This window comes from Microcoleus sp. B4-D4 (assembly GCF_036705185.1).
GTDB lineage: Bacteria > Cyanobacteriota > Cyanobacteriia > Cyanobacteriales > Microcoleaceae > Microcoleus.
In genome coordinates this window covers 391,681-416,167 of sequence record NZ_JAUBTX010000001.1, presented here as the reverse complement: position 1 = coordinate 416,167, position 24,487 = coordinate 391,681, and the positions used below count along the sequence as shown (strand labels likewise).

22 protein-coding genes are annotated in these 24,487 nt (G+C 46.1%); 12 read left to right on the top strand and 10 right to left on the bottom strand.

The window, feature by feature from the left end; translation table 11 throughout:
• Positions 1–461 (top strand): hypothetical protein (locus tag QUB13_RS01695; protein WP_333378209.1); only part of this gene is annotated, 461 nt, incomplete at its 5' end.
• Positions 462–590: 129 nt separating this feature from the next.
• On the opposite strand, the gene QUB13_RS01690 is transcribed toward QUB13_RS01695, so the two are convergent.
• Both QUB13_RS01690 and QUB13_RS01685 read right to left on the bottom strand, forming a co-directional pair.
• On the bottom strand, positions 591–1,415 hold the full coding sequence (locus tag QUB13_RS01690) for a sulfurtransferase (protein ID WP_333117496.1): 825 nt from the start codon (positions 1,413–1,415) through the stop codon (positions 591–593).
• Between the two features lie 101 nt (positions 1,416–1,516).
• Positions 1,517–2,524 (bottom strand): hypothetical protein, encoded by a 1,008-nt coding sequence (locus QUB13_RS01685; protein WP_333378205.1) that lies wholly within the window; start codon positions 2,522–2,524, stop codon positions 1,517–1,519.
• Positions 2,525–2,992: 468 nt separating this feature from the next.
• Here QUB13_RS01685 and QUB13_RS01680 point away from each other — a divergent pair, with 468 nt between their 5' ends.
• The 4 genes from QUB13_RS01680 (at position 2,993) to QUB13_RS01665 (ending at position 8,741) form a co-directional block, all read left to right on the top strand.
• Positions 2,993–3,160 carry a hypothetical protein gene (locus QUB13_RS01680; protein WP_333378202.1) on the top strand — a complete coding sequence of 56 codons (168 nt, stop codon included), beginning with the start codon at positions 2,993–2,995 and terminating at the stop codon, positions 3,158–3,160.
• Between the two features lie 57 nt (positions 3,161–3,217).
• Positions 3,218–4,603, top strand: a complete 1,386-nt coding sequence (glmU, locus tag QUB13_RS01675) for a bifunctional UDP-N-acetylglucosamine diphosphorylase/glucosamine-1-phosphate N-acetyltransferase GlmU (protein WP_333378199.1) — start codon at positions 3,218–3,220, stop codon at positions 4,601–4,603.
• Positions 4,604–5,357: 754 nt separating this feature from the next.
• Entirely contained in the window at positions 5,358–7,616 is a 2,259-nt protein-coding gene (locus QUB13_RS01670) for a ribonucleoside-diphosphate reductase subunit alpha (protein ID WP_333378196.1), read from the top strand.
• A 90-nt stretch (positions 7,617–7,706) separates the two neighbouring features.
• Positions 7,707–8,741: a ribonucleotide-diphosphate reductase subunit beta gene (locus QUB13_RS01665; RefSeq protein WP_333378193.1), complete on the top strand. Its 1,035-nt coding sequence runs from the start codon at positions 7,707–7,709 to the stop codon at positions 8,739–8,741.
• Positions 8,742–9,649: 908 nt separating this feature from the next.
• Here the strand turns inward: QUB13_RS01665 and QUB13_RS01660 are convergent.
• A complete protein-coding gene (locus QUB13_RS01660; protein WP_333378191.1) occupies positions 9,650–10,141 on the bottom strand; it encodes a hypothetical protein in 492 nt (163 codons plus the stop codon).
• 247 nt (positions 10,142–10,388) lie between these two features.
• Entirely contained in the window at positions 10,389–10,976 is a 588-nt protein-coding gene (locus tag QUB13_RS01655) for a tetratricopeptide repeat protein (protein WP_333378188.1), read from the bottom strand.
• 195 nt (positions 10,977–11,171) lie between these two features.
• Here QUB13_RS01655 and QUB13_RS01650 point away from each other — a divergent pair, with 195 nt between their 5' ends.
• The 3 genes from QUB13_RS01650 to QUB13_RS01640 all read left to right on the top strand — a co-directional run bounded on the left by QUB13_RS01650 (position 11,172) and on the right by QUB13_RS01640 (position 13,174).
• Positions 11,172–12,419, top strand: coding sequence for a WD40 repeat domain-containing protein (locus QUB13_RS01650; RefSeq protein WP_333378185.1), 1,248 nt, complete (start codon positions 11,172–11,174; stop codon positions 12,417–12,419).
• Between the two features lie 69 nt (positions 12,420–12,488).
• On the top strand, positions 12,489–12,812 hold the full coding sequence (locus tag QUB13_RS01645) for a hypothetical protein (RefSeq protein WP_333091468.1): 324 nt from the start codon (positions 12,489–12,491) through the stop codon (positions 12,810–12,812).
• A complete protein-coding gene (locus QUB13_RS01640; protein WP_333378182.1) occupies positions 12,809–13,174 on the top strand; it encodes an aspartyl protease in 366 nt (121 codons plus the stop codon). The genes QUB13_RS01645 and QUB13_RS01640 overlap by 4 nt, the downstream gene beginning before the upstream one ends.
• A 237-nt stretch (positions 13,175–13,411) precedes the next feature.
• Here the strand turns inward: QUB13_RS01640 and QUB13_RS01635 are convergent, their stop codons facing one another.
• Entirely contained in the window at positions 13,412–14,347 is a 936-nt protein-coding gene (locus QUB13_RS01635) for an isoaspartyl peptidase/L-asparaginase (protein WP_333117484.1), read from the bottom strand.
• 64 nt (positions 14,348–14,411) lie between these two features.
• Complete coding sequence (locus QUB13_RS01630) at positions 14,412–14,567, bottom strand: DUF2256 domain-containing protein (protein WP_333378179.1); 156 nt, start codon at positions 14,565–14,567, stop codon at positions 14,412–14,414.
• 128 nt (positions 14,568–14,695) lie between these two features.
• Between QUB13_RS01630 and QUB13_RS01625 the strand changes: the two genes are divergently transcribed.
• The 3 genes from QUB13_RS01625 (at position 14,696) to QUB13_RS01615 (ending at position 18,145) form a co-directional block, all read left to right on the top strand.
• A complete protein-coding gene (locus QUB13_RS01625; protein WP_333378176.1) occupies positions 14,696–15,706 on the top strand; it encodes an RNA methyltransferase in 1,011 nt (336 codons plus the stop codon).
• Between the two features lie 290 nt (positions 15,707–15,996).
• Positions 15,997–17,568, top strand: coding sequence for a serine hydrolase (locus QUB13_RS01620; protein ID WP_333378172.1), 1,572 nt, complete (start codon positions 15,997–15,999; stop codon positions 17,566–17,568).
• A gap of 169 nt (positions 17,569–17,737) precedes the next feature.
• Entirely contained in the window at positions 17,738–18,145 is a 408-nt protein-coding gene (locus tag QUB13_RS01615) for a hypothetical protein (protein ID WP_228050322.1), read from the top strand.
• A gap of 220 nt (positions 18,146–18,365) precedes the next feature.
• Here the strand turns inward: QUB13_RS01615 and obgE are convergent, their stop codons facing one another.
• From obgE to QUB13_RS01595, 4 genes are all read right to left on the bottom strand, one after another.
• Positions 18,366–19,406 (bottom strand): GTPase ObgE, encoded by a 1,041-nt coding sequence (obgE, locus tag QUB13_RS01610; protein ID WP_333378170.1) that lies wholly within the window; start codon positions 19,404–19,406, stop codon positions 18,366–18,368.
• Positions 19,407–20,044: 638 nt separating this feature from the next.
• A complete protein-coding gene (locus tag QUB13_RS01605) occupies positions 20,045–20,932 on the bottom strand; it encodes a Mo-dependent nitrogenase C-terminal domain-containing protein (RefSeq protein WP_333378167.1) in 888 nt (295 codons plus the stop codon).
• A 617-nt stretch (positions 20,933–21,549) separates the two neighbouring features.
• Complete coding sequence (locus QUB13_RS01600) at positions 21,550–22,623, bottom strand: class I SAM-dependent methyltransferase (RefSeq protein WP_333378164.1); 1,074 nt, start codon at positions 22,621–22,623, stop codon at positions 21,550–21,552.
• Positions 22,624–23,081: 458 nt separating this feature from the next.
• A complete protein-coding gene (locus tag QUB13_RS01595; RefSeq protein ID WP_228042653.1) occupies positions 23,082–23,393 on the bottom strand; it encodes a 30S ribosomal protein PSRP-3 in 312 nt (103 codons plus the stop codon).
• Positions 23,394–23,569: 176 nt separating this feature from the next.
• Between QUB13_RS01595 and QUB13_RS01590 the strand changes: the two genes are divergently transcribed.
• The gene (locus tag QUB13_RS01590; RefSeq protein WP_333378161.1) at positions 23,570–24,355 is read left to right on the top strand and encodes a TIGR01548 family HAD-type hydrolase; all 786 of its coding nucleotides are present in this window, start codon (positions 23,570–23,572) and stop codon (positions 24,353–24,355) included.
• The last annotated feature ends 132 nt before the right edge of the window (positions 24,356–24,487 follow it).

The window sequence follows — 24,487 nt, the reverse complement described above, 5'->3', positions numbered from 1 at the left end:
TAGCTGAATATGAATTAGATTTAGCAAGATGGAATCAAATGGTTCTATTAACAAGAAATATTGAAAAAAACCTAAAAAAATTAGGGATTAATGATAAATCAAAAGAAGATTTTGAAAAAAAATGTCGGAATTTTGAGAATTTACATATACAAGAGTTCCAGCAAAAAATTTTTGGATATATCTCAAAAGAATCGGAGAAATTGAAGATTCAAAAAACCTTTCTAGCAAGTTCTGACGTGATTGAATCGCTCTTTGGAAAATATAAAAGTTTTTCTGCACGTTGCCCATTCAAAGAAATGGGTCAAATGTTATTAACAATTTGTCTATCAACTATAGAGTTAACTACAGATACAGTTAAAAATGCACTTGAGACCATTAGTTTTTCCGAGGTTGAAGAATGGCTATTGGAAGTTTTTGGTCAGTCAATGTTATCGAAAAGGAGGACTTTGTTTTCGGATTAGTTGGGACACTAAAACTGTATGAACTTTTGTTCTCAAAAATACCACAAAGTACACAGCCTAGGCAGAGCCTCTGGATCTGCATTACCAGGCAGAGCCTGGTAACGAATAATTAATGCTTTGGTAAGTACCCTACAATTGATAGGAACACCAATCACTCCAGCTACCGACATAAAGTTTTGCATCGGGAATTCCGGCGATTTCTAAAGACAGTAAATTAACGCAAGCTGTCACCCCAGAACCGCAATAAACAATGATTTCTTCCGCTTTTCCTAATTCCGTCCACCGCTGTTTTTGTTCCGAGGTCGATCGCACTTTTCCAGTTTCATCCGTCACCCCTTGCCAAGGGTAGTTGACAGCACCCGGAATGTGACCTGCAATCGGGTCGATCGGCTCCCGCAAGCCCGCGTATCTCTCGCTCTCTCGCGAATCAACCAAAACCCTGTCCGGCAAGTCTTTTCGCTCTTTTACCGCCTGAATGTCAACGATCGCATCCCGCTGCAATTCCGGTACAAATTTACCCTCCCGAGATTCCGGCAAAATATTTGTTACCGGATATCCCGCCGCCTTCCAAGCGCCAAAACCGCCATCTAACAAAGCAACTTTGCTGTGTCCCATATATCGCAGCAGCCACCACAAACGAGCCGCAAAAGCCAGCCGCGAATCGTCATAAGCCACAACTAAAGTTTCTCCTAAATTAATGCCAGCCGCACTCAATTTGGCCGCTAATTCTTCAATATTTGGCAGCGGATGTCTGCCGCCATGTTTACCAACTGCACTCGCGAGATCCCGATTTAAATCTAAATAAAAAGCTCCGGGAATGTGACTTTCTTGATATTGTTTTTGTCCCAATTCGACATCGGCTAGGGAAAACCTACAGTCAATAATTACAACTTGCGGATTTTCGGTATTGGCGGCCAACCATTCAGAAGAAACAATTAAATCGTTGTCATTCATAAGTGTTTAAATCGGTGTTTGACATCTACATTCTTGGACAAAAAACGTTTCTAATTAGGGCCGAATGCGGCGCACTTACCGCTTCTCGGATTCGGCTTTTTTTAATTAGATTTCTTAGGAGTTGCTGGCTCCGGTTCTGGCTTTTCTGAATTAGATTTTTTGGGAGTTTCTTTTTCCGAAGTTGCTTTTTGGGAATTAGATTTTTTAGGAGTTTCTTTCTCGGAAGTTGCTTTTGGGGAATTAGATTTCTTAGGAGTTGCTTTCTCCGGTTCGGCTTTTTTTGCTGGTGCGGGAGTTGGCTCTGGCTGGGGTGGATTTACTGCGGCTTCTTGAGCGTAAAGCAGGTATTTCTGATACTCGATTACTTTTGTCTGAGCTAGTTGATGGTTGGAGCTAGACACCGGTACTCTTCTCATCAACGATACTGCTTCTTGCCAGCGATCGGCAACTGTCGTCCAATCTTCTTTGGTTTTGGCGACTCGCCCTAATTCTGCTGCTTTGACTGCGCTGTTAACTGCGTCTCGAAAAGTATCCGGTACAGTTGGTAAATTCGCTATTTCATCGGGGTTATTCCCCGCAGTTGCTGGCTGCTCGTTCAAAATTTTACCGACAAATGCCACTACGGCAATCGCCAACATACCAGTAACCAGCGCGACGACAATAAACGTCGATCGCAACCGCTTCTCAAATGCCACAAATTCCGCTGATTTCTCCTCCTCAATATTGCTCTGTGTCTCTTCTGTGCGATCGTCCACATTCTCAACAGCAGCATCTGGAACAGATTCTTCCACAAAGCTCTGTTGTTCCAAAGTGCTGTTTTCTAAACTAAACTCCTGAATCCAAGCAGGCACAATCTCACCGATTTCTCGCCCCTCAACCTTCACTTTGCTAATTGAATCCGGCTGCAATTCTGTCAGTTGGCTGCGGACAAAATCAACTAATATATGTTCGATCGGTACTTGCTCGGCTTCAAGAATTATATCCAAACAGTCGCCGTCGAGATGCGCGGAGGCTGCGATCCCTTCTGATTGCAACTGGCTGTTTAGCCAAGATGCGATCGCCTGCGGATATCCCTCCTTGGCAAGTTCCTGAAAATTAAGCTCTGTCATAGCTGGACACCTGATAATGCAGAAAGGAAGGAGGAAGAAAGTTCGGCAGCCGATTGTGTAACGGGTGTAACGGATGGAAGTCCGAAGAAGGAAGGAAGAAGGAGCAACTATATAGTTTTTTTGAGTTTAAAACACCATAACACCAATTTTTTATGAGGCTGCTCCCGAATCCGATCCCCCTTAGCTTGCCCCCTACTCCCCCTTAATAAGGGGGGGACAAGATTCCGATAAAAGTCAACCCCTACTCCCCTTCTTAAGGGGGATTTAGGGGGATCGAGATATGTGCAACTTGACATTAAATTGACATAAGTGAAATCCAACAAATAGTATAATCTATCGCGGCAAATCGCAGATCGCAGATATAAACGATCGCTCTCGATCGCCCCGGCGGCATCCCTTCGGGAAAAACTGAAGTCCTCACGGCAAACCTGAGTCCGTTTTGTAGTAAGGACTTCAGTCGTCGGAAATTTGATATCTCGCCCGGAGCTCTATCTACCCCAGCGCGATCGAGTCAAACCGCAAGCCTCGCGCCTCAAACCGACATCCGGCGGGAAAAAGACAGGGCACGCCCAGATTGGAGATTGGAGATTTAAGATTAAAAAATTGTGCGATCGCAGTGGCATCGACGGACTGTGAGTGATATCATCAGTTAGTCAATATTCAAGTTTTTATAGCAAAAAACTCGATCGCACAATGATAGCAATAGCAATTTTAGCGGCTGGACGCGGCACGCGCATGAAATCTGACTTGCCCAAAGTTCTCCACGAATTGGGCGGGCGAACCCTCGTTGAGCGAGTCCTTCAAAGTTGTCAAGAAATTGAAATTTCCCGGCGACTTGTCATAGTCGGTTATCGCAGCGAACTCGTTAAAGAATCTCTGATTGAAGCTCAAGAAAAAACCAAAGATCGGGAATTTCCTCCCCTAGAATTTGTCGAACAAACGGAACAATTGGGAACCGGTCACGCCATCCAACAATTGCTGCCTCACTTAGAGGGATTTCAAGGAGATTTGCTGGTCTTAAATGGCGATGTGCCTTTGCTGAGGGCAGAAACTATCAAACAATTGATGGCCGTTCACAAACAGCACCAAAACTCGGCTACTATATTGACAGCTAATTTGCCCGATCCTCAAGGATATGGGCGAGTATTTACCGACAGTCAAAACTTAGTTCAGCAAATTATAGAAGACCGAGATTGCACCCAAGCTCAAAAGCAAAATCACCGAATTAATGCAGGTATTTATTGCTTTCACTGGCCGGATTTAGAGAAAATTTTGCCAGATTTGAAGGCAGATAACGACCAAAAAGAATATTACCTAACTGATACGGTAAGCAGCCTTTCTCCGGTGATGGCGGTGGATGTCGAAGATTATCAAGAAATATTGGGCATTAACGATCGCAAACATTTAGCCACAACTTCCGATATTTTGCAAACGCGGATCAAGGATAAGTGGCTGAGGGCGGGAGTGACACTTATCGATCCCCACAGCATTACGATCGATGATACCGTAGAGTTGCAAGCGGATGTGGTAATTGAACCGCAAACTCATTTGCGGGGAAAAACTTCGATCGCCTCCAGGAGTCGCATCGGGCCCGGATCTTTGATTGAAAACAGTCAAATTGGCGAAAATGTGACTGTACTTTATTCGGTAATTTCTGACAGCATTGTCGCCGAAAATTCGCGAATCGGCCCCTACGCGCACTTGCGGGGACACGCTCAAATAGGCGCAAACTGTCGCGTCGGCAATTTTGTAGAATTGAAAAATGCTCAAATTGGCGATCGAACTAATATCGCTCACTTGTCTTATTTAGGCGACGCGACTTTGGGAGAAAAAGTCAACATCGGTGCAGGGACAATTACCGCCAATTACGACGGCAAAAATAAGCACAAAACTCAAATAGGATCGGGAACTAAAATCGGTTCCAACAGCGTACTGGTTGCACCGATAACTTTGGGAGAAAATGTTACAGTAGCAGCAGGTTCTGTCGTAACTGAAGAAGTGCCGAATGACTGTTTAGTAATTGCCCGATCGCGGCAAGTTGTCAAACCAGGTTGGAAACTCAAAGAACCGGAAAAATAACATTATTATGTACGCACATTCTGCTGTTGGGTGCGCCGATCGCACCGGCTAGTTTTGTAGTTAATCTCTGTCGGTGGGGCGCAAAAGTCAACTAATCAAGCCACGAAAACTGAAACCAGCGTAATCGTGTTGTATATAGCCTTTCTGTGCTCTCATAGGAGGTAATATCCGACCTAGGGCATAGGACATAGGACATAGGGCATAGTGCATATCTCACCACGCTTGAGAACCGCTATAGCACTTCTCCTTACAGTTGCGGGACAGTGGCAGATTTGCATTGCTCTTTCCTCTTTCCGTTTGATGGCTGCTTTTCACCAAAACCGAATAGTCGCGGATTATAGCACAATTGAACGCGATCGAACTGCTTTGTTTAATCGCTGCCAGATTGATTGTAGAGCGAGGAAATGCTGCCTCTAATCCTACAAACCTAGTCATATAGCAATATGTAGCGTCTAGTCCCGATCTCAACGCTAGCAATAGCGTAAATTAATGTGCGAAGTGACAATAATTGATCTATACTGAGCGCAAATCACCGATCGAACTAGGCATCATCCTGGGGCGGATTTTCCCCGATCGGGTTTTTGAAAATATTTGCTTTAAAAGTCGATCGGTTCTGGTTGAAGCATTGCTTTTAACCTAGTCATTACGACTTTTCAATTGCCCATTTTTTATGTCTCAAGGGGTGGCACTTTATAATCCATTCCTGGATTCGTTTGCCTTCCTATCCACTGCGCCTTAATCGTTATTAATTGCCATGCAAGTTACATCTGTTGCCGAGTTTTCTACAAGCAATATTCAGGTGATTCGCCGAGATGGTTCTACGACGGAACTCGATATTACAAAAATTCGCGCAGTCGTCAACTGGGCTTGTCGAGAACTATCGGCAAACCCGATCGCCCTAGAAGCCAGCCTTACCACTAAGCTGCGTCCCGGCATTACAACCAGAGAAATTCAAGACAATCTGATCCGCTGTGCGTTGGAGTTGTGCAGTCCTGAAGAACCCGATTGGCGCTATGCCGCAGGGAGGCTGCACATTTGGAGTTTGTGGAAAGACATTCAGGTGAGTCGGGGCTATCAATATGGTGACTATGCCCGGACTGTGCAAGCTAAAGTCCTCGAAGGGCAGTACGATCGTCGCATCTTGACCTACACTCCCGCAGAGTTAGAAATTGCCAATGAGTGGATCGAGCCGGATTGGGATGCTGACTACGATTACGCTGGAGCCGTGTTGCTGACAAAACGGTATCTATTGCCGAATGAATTGCCCCAAGAATCCCTATTGACCTGTGCGCTGTTGTTGGCCTGGGCGGAAGCCCCAGAACAGCGGCTCCAGTGGGCAAAGCAGTTCTATGAAATGTTGGCACGCCGGCAGATTTCTTTGGCAACGCCGATTCTGGCAAACCTGCGAATTCCTGACGGTTCTCTCGCCAGTTGCTTTATCACCGCATTAGATGACAATCTCGAAAGCATTTTTTCTGGGATTCATGATGCCGCTAGGATCTCTAAAAACGGTGGCGGTGTCGGGGTTAATTTGTCTCGGATTCGGGCAACGGGCAGTTGGGTGATGGGGAAAGCCAATGCTTCGGGCGGGGTGATTCCCTGGGTGAAGCTGCTCAACGATACCGCAATCGCCGTCAATCAGGGCGGACGGAGAGCCGGGGCGATCACCGTCAGTTTAGATACCTGGCATTTGGATTTACCCGAATTTTTGGAGATGCAGACCGAGAATGGGGATCAGCGGCGGAAAGCCTATGATGTGTTTCCGCAGTTGGTGGTTAGTGATGAGTTCATGCGACGAGTGGAAGCCGATGCGGAGTGGACGCTGATTGACCCCTATGAGGTGCGAACAAAGCTGGGCATCGAACTGGCTGAACTGTGGGGAGAATCTTTTGAAGCTGCCTATGCTCAAATCGAAGCCAGCTTGGATCGAGAAATTACGCTCTACAAAAAGGTGAATGCTCGTCTGTTGTTCAAAGACGTGATGCGAACTCAGTTAGAAACTGGAATGCCCTATCTTTGGTTTAAGGATACGGTCAATCTGGCAAATCCTAATCAGCATCAAGGCTATATTCCAGGTGGAAATCTCTGTCAGGAATCTTGGTCGAATGTGAAGCCAGGGGAAGAAGCCCATACCTGTAACTTGGTCAGCCTTAATCTGGCAAATTTAGAAGATGATGCGCGATCGATCGAACAGATTTGTCAGACAGCCGTGCGGATTTTGGATAACACGATCGATCTAACCACACCGCCCTTTGCCGCCAGCACCACACATAACAACAAATATCGCACGATTGGGGTGGGCTGCATGGGGTTAGCCGATTGGTTGGCCAAGCGCCATCTAACTTACAATCACCTGCAAGAGATTAGCAATTTGTTTGAAGACATCGGTTACTATTGCACCGCCGCATCAATGAATCTGGCAAAAGAGCGGGGGGCTTATCCTGCTTTTCCCGGCAGTGAATGGAGTAAAGGTCATTTGGTAGGAGCAAAGCCCGTGAAGTGGTTTTTGGAAAACGCCAGTCAGCCGGAACGTTGGCAAACCTTGAGTCAGGCGATTCAAGAGCATGGCATTCGCAATTCCCATATCACGGCGATCGCGCCCAATACCTCTTCATCCTTAGTCCAGGGTTGTACTGCCAGTGTGTTGCCCGTTTATAGCAGGTTCTTCTATGAAAAATGGGCCAAAGGGACGGTTCCGGTTGCGCCACCTTACATTCGGGATCATTTCTGGTTTTACAGTGAAAACAAGACGCTGAATCAACGGGTGGTAATCCACGCGATCGCCACGATGCAGCAGTGGATTGATACAGGAATTTCAATGGAATTATTGTTCAATCTAAATGCAGGTGTGTATTTTCCTGATGAACCAGATCGCTCTCTCAAGGCAAAAGATATCTTTGACATCTTGGTGTTAGCTTGGCACTCTGGCTGCAAAGCAATCTACTACATTCGCACCGTACAGAAAGATAGTTTCAAAGAATCTAGCGATGGCTGTGTTGCTTGTGCGAATTAACTGATTATTTCACTTGTTGTATTAACTATATCGGATGAACTCACAATGGTTTTAAGTCTAGCTACACCCTCAGCGACTGCATCGAATCGAATGCCAATTAATCCCGTGTTCAATCCCCTAGGGAATGATGCAACAGGAAATCGCAAGATTTGGTTTGGCGAAACAACCAACTTGATGCAGTTGAACGATGTTCGCTACGGCTGGGCAGTTGGACTGTACCGACAAATGCGGGAAAACTTTTGGATTCCTGAAAAAATTGATGTGACTCAGGATGTGACTGATTATGCTAATCTCACGCCTGGGGAACGGCGAGCTTTTGATGGCATCCTCAGCTATCTGACATTTCTCGATTCGGTACAAACCTGCAATGTGCCGCACATCAAAAATAGTGTCACCGCACCCGAAATCTCCTTGTGCATGGCGGAACAAATTTCTCAGGAGGCAATGCACAATCAGTCCTATCAGTACATCATTGAAACCATTGTTCCTAGCGATCGCCGTTCCCAAGTCTATGAGTTTTGGCGCAGCGATCGAGTGTTGAAACAGCGCTGTCAATTCATCGCCGGACTGTATCAAAAGTATGTTGACGATCCAACCCCAGAAAACTATTTTGTCTCACTGATGGCAGATTATCTGCTAGAAGGGTTGTATTTCTACAATGGATTCAACTTTTTCTACAATCTGTCCTCACGAATGCTGATGGCTGGAAGTGCCGATATCTTTAGAATGATCAACCGAGATGAACTTTCCCATGTGCGACTGTATCAGAAATTACTTCCAGAAGCGATGGAAATCTTTCCGCACAGTCAGGAGCAAATCTACGAAATGTTTGCGACTGCGGTGGAGCACGAGTCTCAGTGGGCCGAGCACATTGTTGGAGATAGCATTCTAGGTATCACAACCAGCAGCACAGAGCAATATACAAAGTACCTTGCGAATCAGCGACTCAAGGCGATCGGCTTAGAACCGCTTTTTCCTGATATGAAATACAAGAAAAGCCCCTACGCTCATTTGGAGCGGTTTTCAGATACCAAGAAAGAGGCCAACACAAAAGCCAATTTCTTTGAGTCTAGTGTCACCAGTTACGTGATGTCTTCTAGCCTTGAAGGTTGGGATGATTTCTAGCTTTTGGCGATCGAACTGACACTCTTGATAGATTTGTCGCGGGGAATGTCAGTCCGCTAAAGTCTAAGATGTTCTTGATTGAATGTTAACGAAATATTTATTAGCTTTTGTTTTCCCCGATCGCACAAAAGCTAATAATATATATAACCTTTCGAGCGAAGGACACACCCACAAACTAACAACAGCTTAAAGGAACGAAAATTTAATAAATTAAACATCTGCCACACTTCTCTCTATCTCTCTCCAGAAGCTCAGGGATAAAGAGAGGCAGAGCCTCGCCAATCTGCATTACCAGGCAGAGCGAAAGTAACGAGCCAATCGCTTAATTTATATCGTTTCCGGTTACATCGGAATGATGTTAACAGTCAACAGTCAACAGTTAACAGTTAACAGTCAACAGTCAACAGTCAACAGTTAACAGTGAATTTACTATTCCGATGAAGAAAGAATTTGATATTATTAAATTTTAATTCCTTAGTGCGATCGCCCTCTCCCTTTCTCCCCTTCTCCCCTTCTCCCCCTCAATCGCCCTACACAATCTATATAAGCAACAGCTTACTCGCAGACTCATCCAAAAATTGATGCGTAACGGCGATTCAACCCAATCCGCGCCAACAACTCCTCTCTTAGCGGGCGGTTGAAACGCATCCCAAACTTTCCTTTCCTTCTAGGCCAGAAGCACTAAAGAATCAAGGGGGTATTTAAGTCGGATTTTGTATTATTCATAGATTAGCTTAAATATTTCTCGCCTACAACTAATATCACGAGTTTACTTGCGCCTTGGTTTGAGATAAGCTGTGGCGCGGCGAATAATCTTAAATAAGCGCATAAAAACGTTGAAAAATCTCAGCAATTAGAGCTTTAGCTACCATCAACAGCTTTAGCAAAGAAATATGAGACTGTACGCCTCAAAATAACACAATTTTCTCATTTTTAATCCCGATCGCTGACTTGTACGGTGCTAAATTCAGATACTCGCAAATCAAGTCAACAGTTTTTTGCTGTTCTTTGGCGATCGCATTACTTCCCAAACAAACGCGATCGCCCCCCAACATCAACAAATCAACATAGTAGCTGAAATTCCCCTCGCTATCTGCTATTGCGTTTAATTCCACCGCACAAATATTGCGAGTTGAGCCTTGTGTAACGCGATTCAGCCACAAACCCCGTCGTTTAACGGTCATTTTGTCACAACTTTTATCAAAAATATAAATTTCATCTATTGCGCCGTCCAACAAACACAGCGAAAACAACAAAAATATACCTCCACCTATCCAATTTGACACGAAAACAATCTGCCCTAAGCCAATTACGATAAAAGGAGAAATTAATAACAAACCATCCCCGAATCTACAAGTTTGAATTGTTAGTTGAGTTGGTGTTTGCTTGATAACTTTCATGAGTAGATATTGGAAGTTTGCAAACAAGGTTATTTAGAAACGAAAATTTAATAAATTAAACATCTACCATACTCCTCTATTTCCCGAAGCGGCAAGGTAAAGAGAGGCTCTTCCTCCGCACCTGCATTACCAGGCTCTTCCTGGTAGCTAGCAATATTGGGATTTTACAAACAAGGTTATTTACTAATTTCTCCGCTACAGGCGATTGCTCGTGCAACAATTATTTGAGACGGCTACCGGCGATTCCCTACGGGATAGGTGCGATCGCGCTTTTCGCATTTTCAACAGCCTTGAGAGCATAACCATCGCCCGGTCGCGCCTCCAAAGCTTTGTTAAAATGGATTAAAGCCGTTGGATAGTCTCGCTGCGCGTAGTAGACATAGCCGAGTTTCATCGATTGTTTGAACTCATCTTTGCTATCGGGCGCTAGAGAACTTTGAGGAGATGGCCGAGAACTCGGAGGTGATTCTTGACTTGGTGATGGAGAAGTGTTCAAATCCCCTGGAAAAGAAGAGGGCGATGGATTATTATTTTTTAGTTCTCGATTCAGCTCAGAATCCGGGCTGTTTGTAAAATTTGCGCCATAAAATACTGAAATAGTGATACCTCCCAACACAAACATTAGCAAACCCGCACATTGAATCAAGAAAGTTTTTATAATTTTTTGATTGCTCCAATTTTTAATATAAAAAACTAAGGCAGCACAAGGTACAATTAAGTAAAGCACTCCCCAAAAAGTTTCCTGTCCGAAAGCTTGAACTAATCCCAAAATATAGCCAACAAGACTTAAAATCAAACCGAGGCCAAAAAATAAGGGGATCGCAATACCAGGCATTTTGTTTCTCCGGTTAATGTAGAATTATTTAGCAAACTGTAGAAGTCAGGATTTCGGCAGATTTTTTACCAGAAACTCTTTTGGCTGTTTGCTGTGTTAAAAATAGATTAGCGGTGAAAACAGTTCGATCGCGCACAGCGAATGTTAGGATTTTGGTTAGGAATTTGACTAGGAACTCGATCGCGACTGCCACAAATGACACCCTCAAACCTCGATCGACCAGAAGAACCTTTTACACGGGCTACCCGCGACTGGGACATCGAAAAGCTTTACAGCGACTTAGCAAACGCCAAACAAGAATTTGCCCCCCACACCAGAAGAGGGCTGACACCAGTGGAAAAAAGGCATTTGTGCGGCTTGTTGTGCGGGTGCAGCCCGGCCGAAATAGCGGCACTTCTCAACAAACAAATCAAAGGTGTAGAAGTTGACTTATCTAAAACTTTGTATCGATATATAGAAACGCTGACAAATCGGCCTAGAAATGCTCTCAAAAATTGGAGAGATGCGATCGACTGGCTGGATATAGCCGGGTATAAAAAACAACTAAAAACTTCATCCGGCGCAACCTTAAAAGCCACTCTCCAGCATTCAGACAGCATTCTATCCGCTGCCATCAGTCCCGACGGACAATTACTCGCAACAGGTTCCCACGACAGTACAGTGAAGGTTTGGAGTTTGCACAGCGGGGAACTGTTGCGGACTATTTGCGGACATTCAACAGCCGTGTTGCTAGTTGCTTTCAGCCCCGCTAGCAAAACGCTGCTGACACGATCGCGCGCGGGCACTGTCAAACTCTGGAACCTGCAAAACGGCGAACTGCTGAAGCGTTTAGCAGACGTACACCGCCACGAATCCGTCGCTGTGAGCCCCGACTGGCAAATTTTGGCGATCGGCACCACCAGAGGCACTGTCAAGCTTCAGCACCTCAACAGCGGCCAACTGCTGCAAGTTTTGGAAGGCTATCAAGGAGATGATATAAGTGCGATCGCCCTGAGTCCAAACGGCAAAATGTTAGTAGCCAGCGGCCTCAATGCAGCCAGCGGTTTCTGTCGCGCCACAGTCACTTTGTGGGAACTTCCCAGCGGCGAAGTGCGGCGAACGTTTGGCAGCGAAAATTATGTAGCAATTACTCCCGATAGCGAAATTCTTGTCAGTTACGGCTACAAAAATCTCGCCCTGTGGAATTTGCAAACAGGCGAATTATTGCATTCTATGGAAACAGGAATTCGCATCACTTCCGCCGCCATTAGCCCGGACGGGAAATACTTTGCGGTGGGTTGTTTTGACGGTACTGTCAGACTTTGGAATCTTGGCGGTGAGTTGCTGCAGTCTTTGGAGGGAAATTCGGGCCCTGTGTCTGCGTTGGCGATCGGGCATTTGGGCGAAAATCTGGTTAGCGGCAGCGAGAATGGTACAGTTAAACTTTGGCAGTTGCGAAGTTAAGATTGTTAAGGTCACAGGCGATATTTGCTAAAATAGATAAAATAGATTCAGAGCCAATACAAAAAAACTATGATAACAGCACCTGCCGGCTGGAAACCCCGCCGGATCTCTGACAAATACAAAAAAACTCCAATTTCTCCCGAAGAGAAAGCAAAACAAAAAGCTGAAAGCCAAATGCGGTGGCAGCGCTGTCGCCCGATTTTTGAACGAGTCCGTGACGAACTCATGGCGACTCACTATAATTGGTACGTTGTTATCGATCCTGATAGTGGCGAATATTTTGTTGAGAAAGATCAACTCGTCGCTTTTGGACAACTGCTAACAAATTATCCCCAGAAACTAATGGTTGTTCGGCGCTTGAATGAAACCGGAGTTTGCGGCAGTATTTTATGATTCAAGGAAGGTTTGATGAAGAGAGAAATCAAGTATTTTTTGAAATAAGTTTGGTAGCGAATGATGGCGAACTCATATTTGTGGATGCCCTTCTAGATACTGGATTCACCGGTTGGTTGGCGATGAACAGCCAAGATTTAGATTTTAATTGGCCACTTGTAGATGATCAATACCCCATGAATACGGCACGAGGAGAAGGTGATTTTAGTATTTATATCGGTACTGTACAAATTGACGGTCAAGAATTTAATGTTCCTGTGGTAGTAGGAGATGAGATCCCAGAAATTATCATCGGGATGGAATGGCTAAAAACTAAACGGTTAGTGGTAGATTTGGTGGCGGGAATCCTGAGTTTGGGGTAAAGTTGTCGGATCTTTATATAATATCCGGGCGATCGCTTATGATATAGGTAGGTTTGGTTGAAGAATGAAACCCAACACAATCTTCAATTTGACGTTGGGTGTCACTTCGCTCAACCAAACCTACGAATGATAATTTTATGATAATTATTCATCGGGACTTGATATTAAATAACACCGATCGAGCACCCCGACTCTTTGGAGAAGTCGGGGATCTGAACTAACGATCCAGAAAGCTTTTTAAGCAACAAAAATCAGCGTTCCCTGGTTGGATTCCAAAGTATCGCCCATTTGCGTACCGTCGTGAAAAGCACCCAAAATTACCTCGCTAGTTTTGCCGATCGCGATCGCACCGCTAGCATCAATTCCAATTGCGCCAAAATCCCGCTGGCGCGAGTCAGCTTCCGCAAAAGAACGCTCAAAAGCAGCCTTCAAACTCAAACCATCCGTTACCCGAATCACAATCCGCGCCGCCAAACACTCATCCATAATGTGCTCGCCGATACCCGTACAGCTAACCGCCGCATTACCAGTCGCGTAATTTCCCGCCGGCATCGCCGAGTCGCTAACCCGCCCGATCCGTTCAAAACCCTTGCCGCCAGTCGAAGTTCCAGCAGCCAAACCCCCCGCGGCATCCAAAGCTACAACTCCGATCGTACCAACACCAGCAGGTTCCGCCACCACATCAGCCATTGCCTTGCTAAAATTGCCTTGGCGTTCCTGCATCCACTCGTGCAAACGCAAATCCGTCATCGGATCGTAAATCGGCAAATGAAGTTCTCGCAGCAATTCCGCCGCCCCAAAATCAGACAATACCCGATCGTCCGAAGCCTGCAAAAACTTAGCAAGTTCGATCGGATTTTGAACCCGAGAAACATTAATCGCCCCGCTGAAACGCTGCAGCAAACCGTCCATCAGCGAAGCACTCATCCGAATTTGCCCGTCCGACTGCACCACAGAACCGGTACCTGCATTAAAACGCGGGTCATCTTCCAACAACCGACAGCCTTGTATCACCGCATCTACCGCACTCGCACCGTCTTTGAGCAGCGGATAAACGGCCTCCAAAACATCATAAAGCGATTTGCGAACCGCCTCAATTCCGCCCTTGCTGTGTAGAGAACTACCGGCACCGCCGTGAATAACTAACTTTGGTTGCACTTGTTGCGATGCCATATTTTTAACCTTAAAATTTTTCTTTTGCAATCTTAGCTTTTGTTAGGCAAAGAGCAAAACATTTTTAATTTTCTGTACTGTGGCGGCGGCGGCGACAGCGTTCCGAACAGTATTTCACCTCATCCCAGCAGTCGGCCCATTTTTTGCGCCAAGTAAAAGGTCGATCGCACACAGGACACATCTTAGTCGGTAACTCAGATTTCGATCGCTGCTTAGCCATGCTAATTTTGAGAATACACTATCTGAAATTATCCGCGTTAATCCGCGTTAACCTACATTAAATCTGCAGTTTTCCGATAAATTCAAGGATTTATGCAATAACTATAATTCAGCTATCTCCCAGTAACAATGGTCGCAACGGCATTAACCAACATCCGAATCGTCTTAGTCGAACCCGCAGGGCCATTAAACGTGGGTTCAGTAGCCCGCGTCATGAAAAATATGGGTTTGCGCCAATTAATTTTGGTCAATCCCCAATGCGATCATTTAGGGCAAGAAGCCCGACTGATGGCCGTGCGCGCCGCCGATGTCTTGGAAACGGTTAAAGTAGTAGCAACTTTACCAGAAGCTTTGGTAGGATGTGTCAGGGCGATCGCCACTACAGGAGACGACAGTCGATCGCACCCAATGCAGCTAGAAGCACCAGCCGATGCTTTACCTTGGTTGCTAGAAGCCCCCAGCGCCCTAATTTTTGGTCGAGAAGACTGCGGCTTGACTAACAGCGAATTAAACCGCGCCCAGCGCCTGATCCGCATTCCCAGCAGCGATGCTTACACCTCCCTAAATCTCGCTCAAGCAGTCGCTATTTGCTGCTACGAATTATATCGGGAAGAAGGTTTCCGAAGGAAGAAGGAAGAGGGAAGAAGGAAGAAGGAAGAAGGAAGTTCGGCAGCGGATTTTGTAGCGGATTTAACGGATGCTACGCAGAGAAGGGAAAAGTCCGAGGGTATATTTTCCCAGTCTCCCAATCCCCCCCTCTCCCAGTCTCCCAATCCCCCCCTCTCCCCCTCTCCCAATCCCCCCCTCTCCCCCTCTCCCAATCCCCCCCTCTCCCAATCCCCCCTTCTCCCAATCCCCCCCTCTCCCAATCCCCCCAACAGTGCTCCGCTGGAAAATTTAGAGGGATATTACCAGCAACTAGAAACACTGCTGCTGAAAATTGGATATTTGCAGCCGCACACAGCAGCGAGTAGGATGGAAAAGTTTCGGCGTTTGTACAATCGCGCCTATCCGACAGTGGATGAAGTCGCCATGCTGCGGGGCACTCTCCGCCAAACAGATTGGGCAATAAAAAATTACGCGCGATCGCCAGTTTCTGATACTCTGGATGCGTTGCCGGAAAATCCAGCGGATAGCTAGGAGAAATGCAGATAATTTGGGAGGTAAGATTGAGGCTTGTTGGCGAACAGGATTTACCCGCTTGTCACCAAAGAAACTGGGTTTCTTGACTAAAAACCTCAACTTTAAGGTAATTTCCCGGCAAGAAACCCGGTTTCTACCACGGGTGCGTTTCCGATAAATCTAAAATTCCCAATCTAAAATCTCAAATTGATTGGCTGACAACCTAAAAAATCTTAAACTTGAAATTTACAGTGCAGAAGGAGTAAGACGTGGCAGAGCGGTTTCCCAAACGATCGATATTATCAGTGATGTCCTCGATAGCCTCTACCAACTCCGGGCCACAACCGCCTAAATCGGGCAAAACAAGTCAGTCTGGCAAATCCGGCCGCCGTCGCCCGCCCCAACCGCCAAACGGCCCAGAAATTCCAGCATCCGAACCTGCCACTTTGTCACCGCAACCAAGCCGCGTCACGAAAATTAGAGCCAATTCTCCCGCGCCTTCCCCCGAAGAATTGAATGCACAGGACTTTTTGTCCGATCCAAAATCGGCAATTAACCCTAGAAAACCCAAAACTACCAAAATTTCGCAGTCGAAAAGTCGCCAATCGCGCAAAAAAAATCTCGCTGCTGTCGATTTGTTCGATTTTCCACAGCCAAGTCTGGAAAATGTCAGTTCGATCGCCAGCAATCCCATCAACGAGCCCGAAACTACAAAACCCCGCGCCCCCCGCAAAAGTCGCTCCAGTGCGCCCCCAACGGCTATTCTAGAGCTGGAAACAGCCCCAAATGTCAAAAAAGCCCCTGTGCCGAAACCGCGCCCGCAAGGGAGCAATAGACCGGGCAAAAAATCTGCTATTCCCAGGGTGCCGCCGTTGGTGTACGCCACTCGGTTGCTGATTTTGGGAGTTGGGATTGCGGTGATTTGCGGCACTCTACTGTCGGTGGCGAATGCTGTGAATCGATCGGCTGTAGCGACACAAGAAACGCCCGCACAGCCAAAAAACCCATCCGACAGCGCAGTTGCAGCCCCGCTGGCTTCAGAAGCCCTACAACTGAATCAAGAATTAGCAGCTTTGAAAACACAAGTTCAGGTGATGGCAACAGAAAATCCTACCTTGAATGCGGGAGTATTTTTAGTTGATTTAGATACTGGAAGCTACTTAAATTTTAACGGCGACGTGCCTTTTTCTTCAGCTAGCACGATTAAATTGCCGATTTTAGCAGCTTTTTTCCAAGCAGTTGATGAAGGCAAAGTGCGGTTAGATCAGGTGCTGACGCTGAAGCCGGAACATATTGTGGGCGGTTCTGGGCAAATGCAGGACGATCCGGCGGGTACGAAATATTCGGCTTTGGAAGTTGTCACAAAGATGATTGTAATCAGTGACAATACGGCGACAAATATGATGATTGAATTGTTGGGAGGTGCTGAGGTTTTGAATCAGCATTTTGCGGCGTGGGGTTTGAGGGCGACGGTACTGCAAAATAAGTTGCCGGATTTGGAGGGAACTAATACTACTAGCCCGAAGGATTTGATTAATGTTATGGCGCAGATCGATCGCGGAAATTTGGTTTCGGTTAAGTCGCGCGATCGCATTTTGCAAATTATGCGGCAAACAAAAAACGATAGTTTGCTACCGAGAGGTTTGGGGGAAGGTTCAGTTATTGCTCATAAAACGGGTAATATTAATACGATGCTGGCCGATGCGGGGATGGTGGATTTGCCGAACGGGAAGCGTTATTTGGTGGCGGTGATGGTGAAGCATCCGGTGGATAGTGAGAAGCCTGCTCAAAGTTTGATTCGGGATATTTCTAAGATGAGTTACCGCTATTTGAACGACGGGGAAACGCCTGCAGAGTCAAAGGTGAAAATTAAAAATTAATTGATTCGCCTTAAAATAGTTTCGCATTCAGGACTTGAGTCCGCATAAAATCGCAGGACTAAAATCCTAACTGCGAACCTATAACTTAGAGGCTGTTCGGACAATTTTTAACTCTTCCGGGTTCCTTAGCGCGAGTGCTGTAGACTTCAGAAAGTATAAATGAGTTTGTATGATGAAATTACACGCCCCAATTGCTTGTTTGCTAGCGCTTTCAACTTTAGCTGCGGGAGTTTCTCCCGCATTCAGCAATCCCCTTCGTTCTGCTGAAAGCGAAGTTACGGATATTACGGTTATTTCCAACAATATCGAACTGAATCGCGCGAAAAATTTAGCCCGTCAAGCTGCAGAAAATGCTAATGGGGGTTTGGGAAAATATCGAGCGGAAGCGGCGATGCACGGTGCTTCGGAGGAGTCGCCTTTTGTTGATAATGGGGATGGTTCTTGGACGTTTACTTTTCAAGGTCACAAACCGGGTGCGTCTGTGTATACGGTGGAGACGGTGGTGACGGTTTTCCAAGATGGGAGGGTGAGGGTGGATTACAACGGGCGGATTCGCAGTTCGTTGAATTTCAGGTAATCGATCGTAAAAGTATCATTTCAGCCACCGGCGATGGCTTGAGGCAAAAAAATCAACAGCCCTCAAAACTAATCACAGCAAGCATTACAGCGTTTGCGGCCATAGTTTTTTTTCGGCACTGCACCTCAAACCCTTGCTGTGCAAGCAATACAGCCGAAAAAATTGACCCCTCAAAAAAACACCTACCGATGACCGCAAAAACTCATGAATCAGAACCGGGCTATAAAACTCCCACTGCTGAGAGTTCCTCAGCCTCTTTCTCATTCATCTCGTCGAGTTTCTGCCAAACTTCGTGCATCAATTCATTCAACCCAACTCGACTCACAGCGGAAATCAACAAAACCGGAGCACCGCTAATTTCTTGCAATCGCCCGATCGCACTTGCAATTTCCTCATCCTCAAGATCGATCGCATCCACCTTATTAAAAGCCAAAATCTGCGGCCGATCTGCCAATCCTCGCCCGTAGGCCTTCAACTCATCCTGAATTGTCATGTAATCTGCGATCGGATCTTCATCAGTAATATCAATTAAATGCAGCAACAACCGAGTCCGTTCAATATGCCGCAAAAACTCGTAACCCAAACCCGCACCTTCGTGAGCCCCGGCAATTAATCCCGGAATATCAGCAAAAACAGTACCGTCACCTGTCGGCTTTCTAACTACCCCCAAATTCGGAATTAAGGTTGTAAACGGATAATCTGCAATCTTAGGACGAGCCGACGACAAAGCAGAAATCAGCGTTGACTTACCAGCATTAGGCAAACCAATAATTCCCACTTCAGCTAATAGCTTTAATTCCAGCCGCAAAAACTTGTGATCGCCTTCCTTGCCCGGTAACGCATAATCAGGAGCCCGGTTAGAATTCGTCAAAAAACACTTATTACCCAAACCGCCCTTGCCACCTTGAGCAATACAAATAGTCTGTCCGGGAACCACCAAATCTGCTAAAATCGCTTGAGTTTCGGCATCGTAAACTACCGTACCGCAGGGAACCTCGATCGTGCGATCGTCCCCAGAAGCCCCAGTCATATTCTTCGGCGCGCCCCGCTTCCCGTCTTGAGCTTTAAAAATCCGGTTGTACTGAAAATCTAGCAGCGTTTGCAAGCTTTCCACCGCCACTATAAACACAGAACCGCCGCGCCCGCCCGTACCGCCGCTAGGCCCGCCCGCCGGCACATACTTTTCTCTACGAAAAGCGATCATACCGTCGCCGCCCTTACCCGCCACGACTTGAATATCAGCTCGATCGATAAATTGCATAATTTAATCAATAGTAATCAGTCAACAGTCATTAGTCATCAGTCAGCAGTCATCAGTGTCAACTTAAGACTAAAACCTTTGGTATCTCTCGTTTTCATCCGAGTCTCGCTCCCCCTCGCATCCCCCTTAATCAGGGGAACTTTGAACACTTCCGGTTCTCCCCTCGTTAAGGGGGAGTAGCGAGTTCTTCCTGCTGGGCGATCGATAACTTAATCGTCAAACAGCAGACTCATACTAGCTTTAACGTTAATTTGACACTAATGGTTAGTATAATACCAGATTTCAGTAGAATATTGCTCTTTTTCTTGAGAATGCTGAGGCTGCCTAAAAAAGTCTAATCGCGAATTACAGTCGCTGGAAAAATATAATTTTAACAACAAATTTGCTATTAGCAGGACTTACCCACAAAAATTGAATAAACCGAGTTTTTCTACTGGGGCGGATGGCTATAACGATTCTTTTTTCCAGAAAAACTCGGCTTTTTGCGTCCCGGACTAATTAGCAGTCATTGGTTAATCGTTACATTCATTAATCCTAGATTTCGCAATGTCTAAATGACCAATGACCAATGACTAATGACCAATGACTAATGACCAATAACCAATGACCAATGACTAATGACTAATGACTAATGACTGCTAACAATATGACGATACATCTTCCTGACAATCATCTGCTAAATAGCAGAGAGCTCGAAAGCGCATCCCCACCAACTGTTCGTAAAGCGGGTTAATCTTGCACATCGCCGGAATGTGGACGATTTTGCGCCCGAACAATACAACATCTCGCTCAAACGGACATTGTGGCGGAATCATTTTGCAGACAAAATGTGCCACTTTGGGATCGTGAATTTCCCAGCCGTCCAGCCAATCTTTGACCGGTTGCAGGACGTTTTTGTGGTGTGGTTTGCGTAGGGGAGATGAAAGGGGTGTGCCGGCGGGGACGGAGTTTGAATCAAAGGCTATTTGGCTGTTTGGCCCTTGGGGGTCGCAGTTGCTGTCTGCGATGGTGTGTCGCAGAGATTCGATCGCCTCGATGTTGTGACCCAAAGCTGTGCAAAACTTGTACAGTACCTCATCTTCGCTCAGCGAGTACGTACCGTCTGCTAAGGCTACCATGACTGCTGTTCTCAAAAAATTCTCCCCGTTGGCGGTGCCTTTCCCTAACACAGCAGCTAGTTCCTCTGCCGCAATCGGTTCAAACTCTGTCTCAGCAGATACTGGATGTAATTCATCCTGAGTTAGGTTCGCAATGATTTTTTGCTCGTTTTCGTCAAAGTTGCCGTCAGCCCAAGCAATTGTCAGCAATCCGCGCAGCCAAGCGGTAATTTCTTCATCGGTGCAGTTGGTTTTTGCGTTACTCATCAGCATTTCTAGTGGGATGTCGCAGTCCTTTTCTTGGTTTGGAGCGGGAGAAATATTCCCCTCTAAATAATTTTTACTGCTTTTTTGGTCGATCGAGCTTTTTGTTGAAGGTTTGTGCCTGAAGATTGCTCCAAACGCTTGTAGTGGACGTGTTAAAAGCATATTTGTGTCTCAGGAGCTTCGCTGATTAGCGAGCTAATTTATTGGGTAGTTCTACTCCCCCAAAATGTCATCTATCGGGAGGAATAGGTTTGTTCGATCTTGATTGTAGTTGCACGGATTCCAGATGGCGATCGAATTTTTCGCAAAAAATCACAGGTTTGTTAACATAGGAGCTGCTAAGAAACCGAGTTTCTCCCACACGGGCGATCGAACTTCGCTATGTTTACATCTTAATATATATTTTTGTAAATTTTTGTATATCGGCTGCAACATTTGACCGCGAGCCGGCTTGATGATTTGGGAATAAAAAGACTTGATGTGGCTGTTAGCCTGTGTTGTCAAAGGTTTCGATTGCTGTGTTAGCCTCGAAACGATGGGATTGATTAAAAAAATTACTCCAAAAGAAGTATAAAATTTGTTTGCCCAGCCGTCTTTGTGAGGTGGGGATATGTGAGATTGTCGATCGAATTGAGCGATTCTTGAGGGCGGCGCACTCTACAACTGACAACTGACAACTGACAACTGACAACTAACAACTGACAACTGACAACTGACAACTAACAACTGACAACTAACAACTGACAACTGACAACTGACAACTAACAACTGACAACTGACTAACTACGGCGACACAAAATCCAGCGCAATTCCATTGGCGGACGGGCGTTTGCCATCGGGAAAACATCTCTACCTGTTGCCCAACTGGGAAACCAGGGCGTGGGCGGCCAGGCTGTTTCTGGTAGGTGGTGGCGTTCGTACTCCCACACCAACTCGTTGGATATTGGGACTAAGGGCAACCCTTCCATTGCGGTGGCGAGTTCTTGGGGCGTGAATAAAGTAGACCAGGATAGCTGGGCAACTTGTCGCACGAGGGCGTCGGGCTGGTAGTCGCCGACGGTTAAAAATGTGCTGAACAGCAACACGCCTCCGGGAGAGAGGAAATCGCACATTTTGGCTAGGAAAAGCCGTACTTGATCGCTGTCACGAAAATGCGAGATGACTTCGGCGGCAACTGCGAGTTGGTAGCCCGCTGGTTTCATCCGCATTAAGGGGTCGAGCACGTCGCCTTCGGTTACTGTGACGGGAAGGTTTTCGGCTGTTGCTGCTGCTTTGAGTTGTTCTGCAAAACTTGGGGTGAGTTCGATCGCATCTACAGCATAGCCCAATCGAGCCAGGGGTAAGGTGTTGCGTCCGGTACCGGCCCCCACGTCTAATATGCGGATGCGATCGGGATTTCCCAATTTAGCAGCCGTTGCCATCAATTTTGCATCTGGATGAGAACCGAACAGGGGAGGTTCTCTGGTGTCTACCCAGGTTTTATACTGTTCTCCAACTGTTGAGGTAGTAACAATCACTTTGCAGGCCAAGCCTGTTTGCGGCGGCTGCACTGATTCGTATTGCAGGATCAGCATCGATGCTGTTGAGGTGCGGTAGCCTTGTTCTAATTTAGTGGCTAAAAGCTTTTTGAGTTCCTCCCTGCGGTCTTCTGGCAGGGGTCTGTCGAGGGTGGTAAATAGTTTTTCGATTGATTGGAGATAGTGGTTTAGCATTCCCGGCAGGCAGGGAAAAACTAATTCTCCGCGTGCGGTGGCGCGAGTGTTAATTTTGTAGAGGATGGCTTGCTGGAGAATGTCGGGATTTGTTACCAGCGGTAGTTGTTCGGTTTGGTCGATCGTGGTTTGGGCGCCCATAGGTTCCGGGAAGAAGTTATTAGTTATTAGTTATTAGTTATTTGTTATTGGTTATTAGTTATTAGTTATTAGTTATTGTTTATTGGTTATTGGTTATTGGTTATTAGTTATTAAAAATCTTTTTAGAGCTAATTGTACAATAACTTAAGACTAGAAAAAAGCAGATTTTTGATTTGTTTTGTTGGGTAGCTGAGGATTTTTAGATTGTAGAAAATCCGATTTGAGAGCTTTATTTTGGATAAGTCTCAAATTTCAAATTTCAAATCGACTAAGCCCTAAACCCGAGTGTCTCTGAAAATGGGAGTTAGGATCTCGATCGACTGTGGCGCATTTAAATTGTATGTTGGCCGGCGAGGTGGAAAAAGCAAAGATTCAAGTCTTTTGGCCTTCTCCGCCTCTGTGCTCTATCCCATCAGCCATAACAGCCAATGTATATGGGTAGGAACTAAAAGCTGGGCTTAGTTGCTGCCGGTAAAAGTTACTTCGGGGAACTTCGATTGAGCTTCTGTCATCGGGCGCCGTCTGCCTTCTTCTTGCCAGTAGTTGATGACTTCTGTGGCTTGGTTGAGGATTTCGACGCGATCGTTGTCAGCAATCCAGTGTTTGGCTTCGAGTTCGTTTTTGAGGTCTTCCCACGCATCTTTGCGCGGCCAAAAAAAGTAGGATGTCAGCGGGCTAGTTCCTTTGCCGACAACTTGGTCAACGGCGAGGGCAACATTCTCTTCTAGCCAGAGAACTTTTAAGATGAACTTGGACAAGCAAACCTCCAGGGTTTTGATAGAATTTGTTAAAAATTTCTACAATCGCTAAGCGTAGCACATTCTGTTCGATAATGAGTGATCGGTGATTAAAAGTTTTGTCGCGCGGCTGGGTTTCGCGCCCCTTCTGGGCCCTAAATCAATCAAATTTGTGCAAAACTCGCCCCAGTTACCAGGATAATTAAGTTGTGAACAGAGTTATTTTAGTTTTTGATATTGACGGTGTGGTGCGGGATGTGTCCGGTTCCTACAGGCGGGCGATCGCGGATGCGGTGGAACACTTCACGGCTGGTGCTTTTCGCCCAAATTCTCTGGATATCGACTCTCTGAAGTCTGAGGGAGTGTGGAATAATGACTGGGAAGCGTCTTTTGAGCTAGTTTGCCGTTATTTTGAGGCGATCGGGCGATCGAGAAATCAACTCACTCTCAACTATGACGAATTAGTGGCTTTTTTCCAAAGTCGCTATCGCGGGCCCGATGAGCAAAATTGGACTGGTTACATTTGCGACGAACCGCTGCTGTTAAGTCCGGCTTACCTAGAAAATTTAACGCTTGGCGGTGTTGCTTGGGGTTTTTTTAGCGGCGCGATGCGGGCTGAAGCTGCTTATGTTTTGACAGGGAAACTGAGTTTAAATTCCCCTGTGTTGGTGGCGATGGAAGATGCACCGGGAAAACCAGATCCGGCTGGACTTTTCGCAGCAATTGAACAGTTGGAAAACCTGCACGGTTTAGCAAAGAATTTGCCCGTGGTTTATGCGGGAGATACTGTTGCCGATATTTACACGGTGGTGAAGGCGCGGGAATTGCAACCAAATCGGGTTTGGCTTGGTATGGGAATTTTGCCACCTCATGTTTTGGATGATTCTGTGCGCTGTGAGGCTTATAGTGCAGCGCTGAAAAAAGCAGGTGCGGCTGCAGTTTTCAGGAATGTCGAAGAGTTGAATACTGCACGGATTGAAGAATTAATAAAGTAAAAAGCCAACCTGCTGCTGATTGCCAAAATACCTACAATCCCCGTCGAACGCCATAAAAAACGTTTGTAGTGCGGAATTAATTCCGTCAAATGCTGCGGACTAAAGTCCGCACTACGAACGAATCTTACTGCG